This window comes from Streptomyces sp. NPDC050418 (assembly GCF_044458745.1).
GTDB lineage: Bacteria > Actinomycetota > Actinomycetes > Streptomycetales > Streptomycetaceae > Streptomyces.
In genome coordinates this window covers 406,611-414,160 of the sequence record NZ_JBITIG010000009.1, presented here as the reverse complement: position 1 = coordinate 414,160, position 7,550 = coordinate 406,611, and the positions used below count along the sequence as shown (strand labels likewise).

6 protein-coding genes are annotated in these 7,550 nt (G+C 71.9%); 1 reads left to right on the top strand and 5 read right to left on the bottom strand.

Translation table 11 applies throughout. The features are described 5' to 3' along the window. Positions 1 to 110: 110 nt before the first annotated feature. From ACIBI4_RS24150 to ACIBI4_RS24135, 4 genes are all read right to left on the bottom strand, one after another. Complete coding sequence (locus tag ACIBI4_RS24150) at positions 111 to 2,204, bottom strand: glucose PTS transporter subunit IIA (RefSeq protein WP_399206075.1); 2,094 nt, start codon at positions 2,202 to 2,204, stop codon at positions 111 to 113. 290 nt (positions 2,205 to 2,494) lie between these two features. Then, the gene (locus tag ACIBI4_RS24145; RefSeq protein WP_399206074.1) at positions 2,495 to 3,886 is read right to left on the bottom strand and encodes an MFS transporter; all 1,392 of its coding nucleotides are present in this window, start codon (positions 3,884 to 3,886) and stop codon (positions 2,495 to 2,497) included. Beyond that, positions 3,883 to 4,761, bottom strand: coding sequence for an SDR family NAD(P)-dependent oxidoreductase (locus ACIBI4_RS24140; RefSeq protein ID WP_399206073.1), 879 nt, complete (start codon positions 4,759 to 4,761; stop codon positions 3,883 to 3,885). Before ACIBI4_RS24140 ends, ACIBI4_RS24145 begins: the two co-directional genes overlap by 4 nt. Continuing rightward, complete coding sequence (locus tag ACIBI4_RS24135) at positions 4,761 to 6,113, bottom strand: flavin-containing monooxygenase (RefSeq protein ID WP_399206072.1); 1,353 nt, start codon at positions 6,111 to 6,113, stop codon at positions 4,761 to 4,763. The genes ACIBI4_RS24140 and ACIBI4_RS24135 overlap by 1 nt, the downstream gene beginning before the upstream one ends. Before the next feature lie 139 nt (positions 6,114 to 6,252). Between ACIBI4_RS24135 and ACIBI4_RS24130 the strand changes: the two genes are divergently transcribed. Then, entirely contained in the window at positions 6,253 to 6,918 is a 666-nt protein-coding gene (locus ACIBI4_RS24130) for a TetR/AcrR family transcriptional regulator (protein WP_399206071.1), read from the top strand. Positions 6,919 to 6,968: 50 nt separating this feature from the next. Here ACIBI4_RS24130 and ACIBI4_RS24125 read toward each other — a convergent pair whose 3' ends face one another. Continuing rightward, on the bottom strand, positions 6,969 to 7,532 hold the full coding sequence (locus ACIBI4_RS24125) for a CGNR zinc finger domain-containing protein (RefSeq protein WP_399206070.1): 564 nt from the start codon (positions 7,530 to 7,532) through the stop codon (positions 6,969 to 6,971). Between the last annotated feature and the right edge of the window lie 18 nt (positions 7,533 to 7,550).

Here is a 7,550-nt window from a genome sequence, read left to right as displayed (position 1 = left end):
CCCCGGCGGGCGCCGCCCCCCCCCCCCCCCCCCCCCCCCGGCGGGGCGGGGGGGGGGGGCCCCCCCCCGGGGGGGGGGGGCCCCCCCCCGCCGCGCGGTGCCGTGGAGTCCTACCGGCGCACGGTCACCACGGGGGCGCCCGCGGCGACGTCCTGGCCGGTGTGCGGCTCGACCGAGGCGAGGTCCGCGGTGTTGGTGACCGTCATGAGGGTGACGGTCGGGTGGTTCGCGGCGCGTACGGCGTCCAGGTCGACCTCCGCGAGCAGGTCGCCGGCGGTCACCTTCTGGCCGGAGGTGACGCGGACGTCGAAGCCCTTGCCCTGCATCTGCACCGTGTCGATGCCGACGTGCACGAGCACCTCGACGCCGTCGTCGGTCCGGATCCCGAAGGCGTGGCCGGTGTCGACGACGGTGACCAGCTCACCGTCGACGGGCGCGACGACATGGCCGTCGGCCGGCTCGATACCGACACCCTCGCCGAGGGCGCGGGAGGCGAAGACCGGGTCGCCGACCTCGTCCAGGGGGACGACACGGCCCGCTACGGGGGACGCGAGGTCGAGGCCCTTCGCGGGGGCGGGGGCGGGGGCCGTCTTCGTGGCCGTGGCAGTCGTCGTGGCGGTGGCGGTGGCGGTGGCCGTGGCCGTCGTCGTTGCCGTGGCCGTGGCGGCCGGCGCGTCGTCGCCGCGCTCGGCGGCCTCGACCGCGTCACGCTGCGCGTTGACCTCGGCGCGCTCCTCGGCCGTACGGAAGTCGGAGAAGTACACGAGCGCCATCGCGGTGAAGAAAGCCGCGGTGATCGCGATGAGGTAGGTGACCATCGGGTCGAAGACCGGGATGGTCAGCAGGGACGTGAAGGCGAAGGCCTCGGTGTCCACACCGCCGAGCACACCCACGATGACGCCGCCGACGAGGCAGCCCACGAGCATGCGCGGGTAGATCCGCTTGAAGCGCAGGTGGATGCCGTACAGCGAAGGCTCCGAGATACCGCCGAACAGACCCGCGGCCAGCGCACCCGTCGCCGTCTGCCGCATCTCCTTCTCGCGGTGGCGCAGCGAGAGGAGCAGCACACCGGCGGTCGCGCCGAAGCAGGCGAAGTTCCACGCGCCCATGGGGCCCTGGATGAAGTCGTATCCGAGGGTGTTGATGTTCTGCAGCATCAGCGCGTTGAGCGGCCAGTGCAGACCGAGCGGCACCAGGAACGGGTAGATCAGCGGGATGATGATCGCGAAGACGATCGGCGCGTTGTTGTTCAGCCAGGACAGGCCCTCGCCGAGACCGTTGCCGGCCCAGATGCCCAGCGGGCCGATGAGGAAGGCGGTCACCGGGATCATGATCAGCATGCTGAAGAACGGCACGAACACCATGTGCACGCTCTCCGGGAAGATCCGCTGCAGGCCCTTGTAGACCAGGGCGAGCAGGGCGACCATCAGGAGCGGTACGAAGACCTGGCCGCCGTAGTCGTTGAGCTGCATCGGCAGCCCGAAGACATGGGCCACGCACTCCTGGGTGCCGAGCGTGGCGTTGGTGGAACAGGTGATGCCGGGGATCCCGGAGTCCTTGTTGAGCATGCCCGTGAAGTTCGGGGTCATCACCGCGGCCATGACGGCGGCGCCCACCCACGGGTCGATCCTCAGCTTCTTCGCCGCGTTGTACGCCACGAAGATCGGCAGGAAGTAGAGCACCGAGCGCCACATGGCGTCGACGAACACCCAGGTCGCGGACTTGTCCGCGGCACGGAAGTCGACCACGCCGAGCGCGTCGAGCACGGAGGCGATGGCGATGATCAGCGAGGAGCCGAGCAGGACGCCCATGAGCGGGCGGAACGAGTCCGAGAGGTACTCGAAGAAGTTGTCGAGCCAGGCGAAGCGGCCGCGGCCCTTGGCCCGGATCGCGGCCTTGACCTCGGCGTCGGACTTCGGGCGCGGGGTGCCGCCGGCGGTCATCGCGGGCAGGTTCATGATCTCCGCGTAGACGCGGGCGACGGCGCCGCCGACCACGATCTGGAAGCGGTCGCCGGACTGCGGCACGGTGCCCATGACACCGGCGAGGCCGTCGAGCGCGGCCTGGTCCACCTTCGCCCCGTCGTGCAGCTGGAAACGCAGCCGCGTCGCACAGTGCGTGAGGCTCTCGATGTTCCCGGGGCCGCCGACGCCGCGGAGAATCTCCTCCGCCAGCACATCGGTCCCCTTCGCGGGTGTGCTCATGATGCTTCCTCGCATCCTCTGGTCTTGCTCGTGCCGTCCTGCATGGTCCGCGACCGAACCCGTCGGATTGCTGACGGACCCGGCCAAACGCCCGGTTCGCGGCAACAAAAAAGGCCCGGGCCACGCCGGAAGGCGTTTCCCAGGCCTTGCCTCACCTGCACGAGAACGGCGACGTCGCCGTGTCGTCCTCGCGGGGAGTAACAACCCTGTGATCGGGATCGATCGGCGTCACATTAACACCGGGCATACGTCGCGTGGCAAGTCATCGTGACCAGCGTTACGCGCTCGGCTCAGCTCGGCTCCACCTCCGCCCCTGCCCGCGCCCCGTCCAGCGAGTACCCCCGCTGGCACAGCGCCGCAGCCGTCATGAGCACCGCCGGCAGCGCGGTGAATCCGAGCAGGAGGGCCGTCAGGGCCGCGTCCGGCTGGCTGACGTGGGTGTCCGAAGTGCTCGACACGAAGCCGCCGAGGGCGAGGACCGCGGAGTAGACGTAAGGGCCGATCGCGGTGCCGGCCGCCTCGGTCGCCGTCCAGACGCCCGTGTACGCGCCCGCCTTCGACGACCCCGTCGCCTCCGCCGCCGCGACCGCGTCCGGCACCATCGAGAACGCGAAGAGCTGCAGCCCCGCGAACGCGACACCCATGGCCATCACGATCACGGCCGTGACGACGATCCCGGGCGTCCCGTCGAGCGCTGCGCCCGGCAGCAGCGCGAGCGAGCCCGCCGCGAAGGCACCCTGCGACAGGAGCAGTCCGCGCTGCTTCCCGGTGCGGCGCGACCACACCGTCCAGACCGGCCCCGCGAAGAGCGCGGGGCCGAGGAACAGGCCCATGTACGGGGCGGTCAGCTTGCTGTTCCCGAAGACGTACTCCGTGAAGTACGGCAGCGCTGCGAGGAAGAGATGCGTGGTGGTGCCGGTGAGGAGGTACGAGAGCACGAGCGCGCGGTAGTCGCGGTCGGCCCAGGCCACCTTGAGGTCCGCCGCCGTGGAGCGGCCCGCGTGCGCGTCGGGTGCTCGGAAGCCGCACTCGCCGGTGAGCCGCCGTACGCCGAGCAGCGCGACGACCGCGGTCGCGGCCATGACCAGCGCGAGCAGCAGCGCCATCCGCGCGTAGTCGCCGCGGCCGCCCGCCGCGGTGAGCGCGGGCGCGGCGACACCGGCGCCGAGCAGGCCCACGGTCAGGAACAGCATCCGGAACATGAAGACGCGGGTGCGCTCGTGGTAGCCGACGAGCAGATCGGACACGGTCGTCAGATACGGCACCTGGAAGCTCGCGAAGAGCAGATTGCCGGCGACGAACCAGGCACCCACCCAGAGCGCCGCGGGCCACCCGGTGAGCCCCGGCGGCACGGCGAACATCGCGGCCATGGCGGCCCCGAGCAGCAGCCCGAGCCGCATCATCCGCCGCCGGTGCCCGTGCCGGCGGGCCTCGCGGTCCGAGCGCGAGCCGAGCAGCGGGTGCACGACGATGTCGACGGCCTTGGGCAGAAGGAGGGTCAGGCCCGCCGCGAAGGCCGGTACGCCGAGGACGTCGGTGAGGAAATAGAGCAGCAGCAGTCCGGGCACGGTGACCCAGACGCCCATCCCCAGCGAGCCGGTGGCGTACGCGGTGAGCGCGCCGCGGCTCGCGGTCGCGGCCCCGGTCCCGGTCCCTGGTTCGGCGGTCGTCCGCCCGCTCACGTACGGCTCCGGTGGCGGGCCACCACGCCGCGGGCCAGTTCCGCGCCCCCAAAGGCGCCGGCGCCGACGCGGGCGGCGAGGGTGCGGGTGACGATCCGGTCGGTGAGGCGGGGCAGATGGCGGGCCAGGAAGAACTCCACCGCGCCCTTGCGGGTCGTGGTCACGTCCCGGGGCGCACGCGGGGCGAGCGCCGCCCGCTCGATCGCGGCGACGACGCCGGCCAGCGGCTCGTACACACTCATGCCTTCGAGCGAGAGTCCGGCCGCGGCCGTCGAGTCGTGGATGGGGCTGCGGACCGCCGAGGGGTAGACGCAGCTGACGCCGACATGACCGGCGAGTTCGAGCCGCAGCGCGTCGGCGTACGCGACCATCGCCCGCTTCGACGCGCCGTATGCGGCCGCGAGCGGCAGCTGCATGACGGCCATCCGCGAGGCCACCATCACCACCCGGCCGCGCGCCTCGACCAGCGCGTCGACGCAAGCCGCCGTCACGCGCCACGTACCGAGCAGGTTGATGTCGAGCTGGCGGCGCACCTCGGTGCCCGGCGCGTACTCGGCCGGTGCGGGGCCGCCGACGCCCGCGTTGTTGACGAGGACGTCGAGCCCGCCGAGGACCCGTAGCGCCTCGCCGACCGCGGTCGCGACGCTCGCGTCGTCGGTGACGTCGCAGGCGAGCACCGGGAACGGCTCGTCGCCCGCGGGCCGTACGTCGAGGCCGACGACCTGCGCCCCGGCCCGGGTCAGCCGCTCGCCGAGTGCGCGGCCGATGGTGCCGGAGGCGCCGGTGATCAGGACGCGGCGGCCACTCGCGTCGCCGCCGCGGCGACCGCTCGCGTTCCTGCCGGAAGGGCGCCTGCGCCCGGGGAGTCGGGGCATCAGGAACGCACCTTCAGGGTCGGCAGGTGTACGGCGGCTCCGCGCGCGGCCCGGCGGACGCCCGCACGGATCTCGCGGGGCAGGGCCGCCACGTACTGGTCGAAGTCGATCCGCATCATCGGACGTCTGGCACCCCATCTACGGACGGCCGCGGCATGCGCGCGCCCGACCGCCGCGCGCTGCTCGGCGGGCGAGGGCAGGGCGTAGCGGCCGCCGAGATACGCGGCGACGAGCTTGGCCTGCGCCTCGGCCACCGGCAGGGCGGCACCGGTCGACTGCATCAGGCCGACGAAGGCGAGCGTCGGGTCGTCGAGATGGAAGACGCGCTGGTAGAGCGGGAGTTCCTCGACATCGTCGCCCAGCCATTCGCGGTCGAGGAACGGGATGGTGACGCGGTACCCGGTCGCCCACACGATGACATCGACCTCGTCGGCGCTGCCGTCCGTGAACACCACGCGCCCGCCGTCGAGCCGCTCGATGCCGGGCCGTGGGACGACCTCGCCGTGGGTGAGGCGATGCAGGATCGTGTCGCTGATCGTCGGATGATTCTGGAACAGCCCACCAGCCGGCGCAGGCAGCCCGTACTGCTCGGGCCGGCCGACCGCGAGCCGCAGCATCGTCTGCGCGAGCCCCTGCCGCAGCCGCCACGGCAGCACCGCGAGCGCACCACCGGTCGCGTCGGCGGGCCGCCCGAAGAGGTACTTGGGCACGATGTGCGTCCCGTGCCGCGCGGACAGCAGTACGGGTCCGCGCGCGACGTACGAGGCGTCGACGGCGATGTCCATGGCGGAGTTGCCCATGCCGACGACGAGCACCCGCTTGCCCGCGAAAGCGTCGGGGCTGCGGTAGTCGTGGGCGTGGAGCTGCCGGCCGTCGAAGGCGCCCGGGTAGCCGGGGTCGGGCCAACGGGGGTCCCAGTTATGGCCGTTGGCGACGACGACGGCGTCGTACGTACCGCTGCCCCCTCCCTCCGCGCGGAGCTCCCACCCGCCCTTCGACCGGCTGACCTCGGTCACCGTCGCGCCGAACCGGATCCGGTCCGTCACCCCGAAGCGGTCGGCGTACCGCGCGAGATAGTCCGCCACGCGTGCCGCCGACGGATAGTCCGGCCAGTCCTCGGGCATCGGGAAGTCCGCGAACTCGGTGCGGCCCTTGCTGGTGTTGAGATGCAGGCTGTCGTACGCGGGCGACAGACCGCTCGCGTTGCCCTGAGCCCAGAGCCCGCCGGCCCGGTCGCCGCGTTCGATGACGGTGACGTCGAGCCCGTCGTCGAGCAGCGACTTCGCCGCCGCGAGCCCGGCGGCACCGGCACCGATGACGGCGACACGCGCCGAGGCCACCCCTGCACCCATCCTGAACCTCCGCTCTCGGAGCGCTCATTCAATCGAATGATGGAGACGAACACAACCCACTCTGACCTGCGGTTTTCCGCTCCAACACCTGATTGCGGCTGATTGCAGGCGCCGCGCGACCTCGGGTAGCCTCGCCGTCATGAGCACCAAGCCCGAGGACGCACCCAGCCGCGAGCGCATCCTGGCGGCGGCCACGAAACTCTTCGCGGAGCGCGGTTACGACGCCACGAGCACGCGCGCGATCGGCGAGGCGGTCGGGCTCAACATCGCGACGGTCGCGTACCACGTGGGCGCGAAGCCCGAGCTGTACCGCGAGGTGATGCGCCGGGCCCATCTGGCCCAACGCGAGGTGGTCACCGCCGCGTTGGAGCAGCTGCACGGCTGCGGCACGTCACCGAAGGAGACCCGCGCCGCGCTGCTCGCCTTCGTCGACGCGTACCTCACGTTCTGCCTCAACCGCCCCGAGGTCCCGGCCCTTTGGATGCGCCGCTGGCTCTCGGAGGGCGCGGACCTCTCCGACATCGAGGCCGAGTTCTCGGGCCCGCTGGTCGCGGAGGTCGCCACGGCGGTCCGCGCGGTCCTCGACCGGGGGAACCTGGGCGCCGAAACCGACGTGGAGATGCTGGTGTTCACGATGGTGTGGACGTCCCACGCGTTCGCCCAGGCCGGGCTGATCGACGCGACGGGGCATCGGCAGGGGCCGCGGGACGTGGCGGCGTTCGACCGGTTCCGGCGGCATTTGCATGGGGTGGTGGACGGGGTGCTTGCCGGCCCCTCCCTGCATGCGGGGAATGCTGATGCCTGACGCCTGACGTCTGACACCTGACGTCTGCGGCTCGCTTACTGCCCGGTCCGCTACTGCCCGGTCCGCCGATTGGCCTGGAACCGCGCCTTCTTCTCGCGATTCCCGCACGTATTCATCTCGCACCACCTACGGGTGCGACTCCGGCTCGTATCGAAGAAGGCGGCCCGGCAGGTCGGTGACGCGCACAGAGCCAGCCGCCCGTCGCGCTCGCCGGCGATGATGGCGATCGCGTCGGCGGCGATCACCCCAAGGGCGTCCTCCACGCTCGCCGCCGGGCTGAGCCGCCACTCCCGCTTGTCATCGGCCGTCAGAACCGCGACGGCCCGGCCCCGCGCGCTGAAGTCATTGATGACGCCGACGGCGGCGTCCGGCAGTGGATCCCCGGTCGCGGCGGCCGTCGCGGTGGCGTGAATCGCCTCCCTGAGTTCAAGGGCGAGTTGGAGCTGTTCCCCACTGCACTCGTCGATGGCGAAGCCGCTCACCACGAGCCAGTCGACGAGCCGCCGCGGCACGGGAATGCGCTCGATCGCATCACCGCGACGCTCCGAGAGCGTGCCCGTGAAGCTGGTCGCCAGAACGCTACCGAGCCGGAACTCGGGGAACTCACCACGCATGGAACCACCATAGCCGGT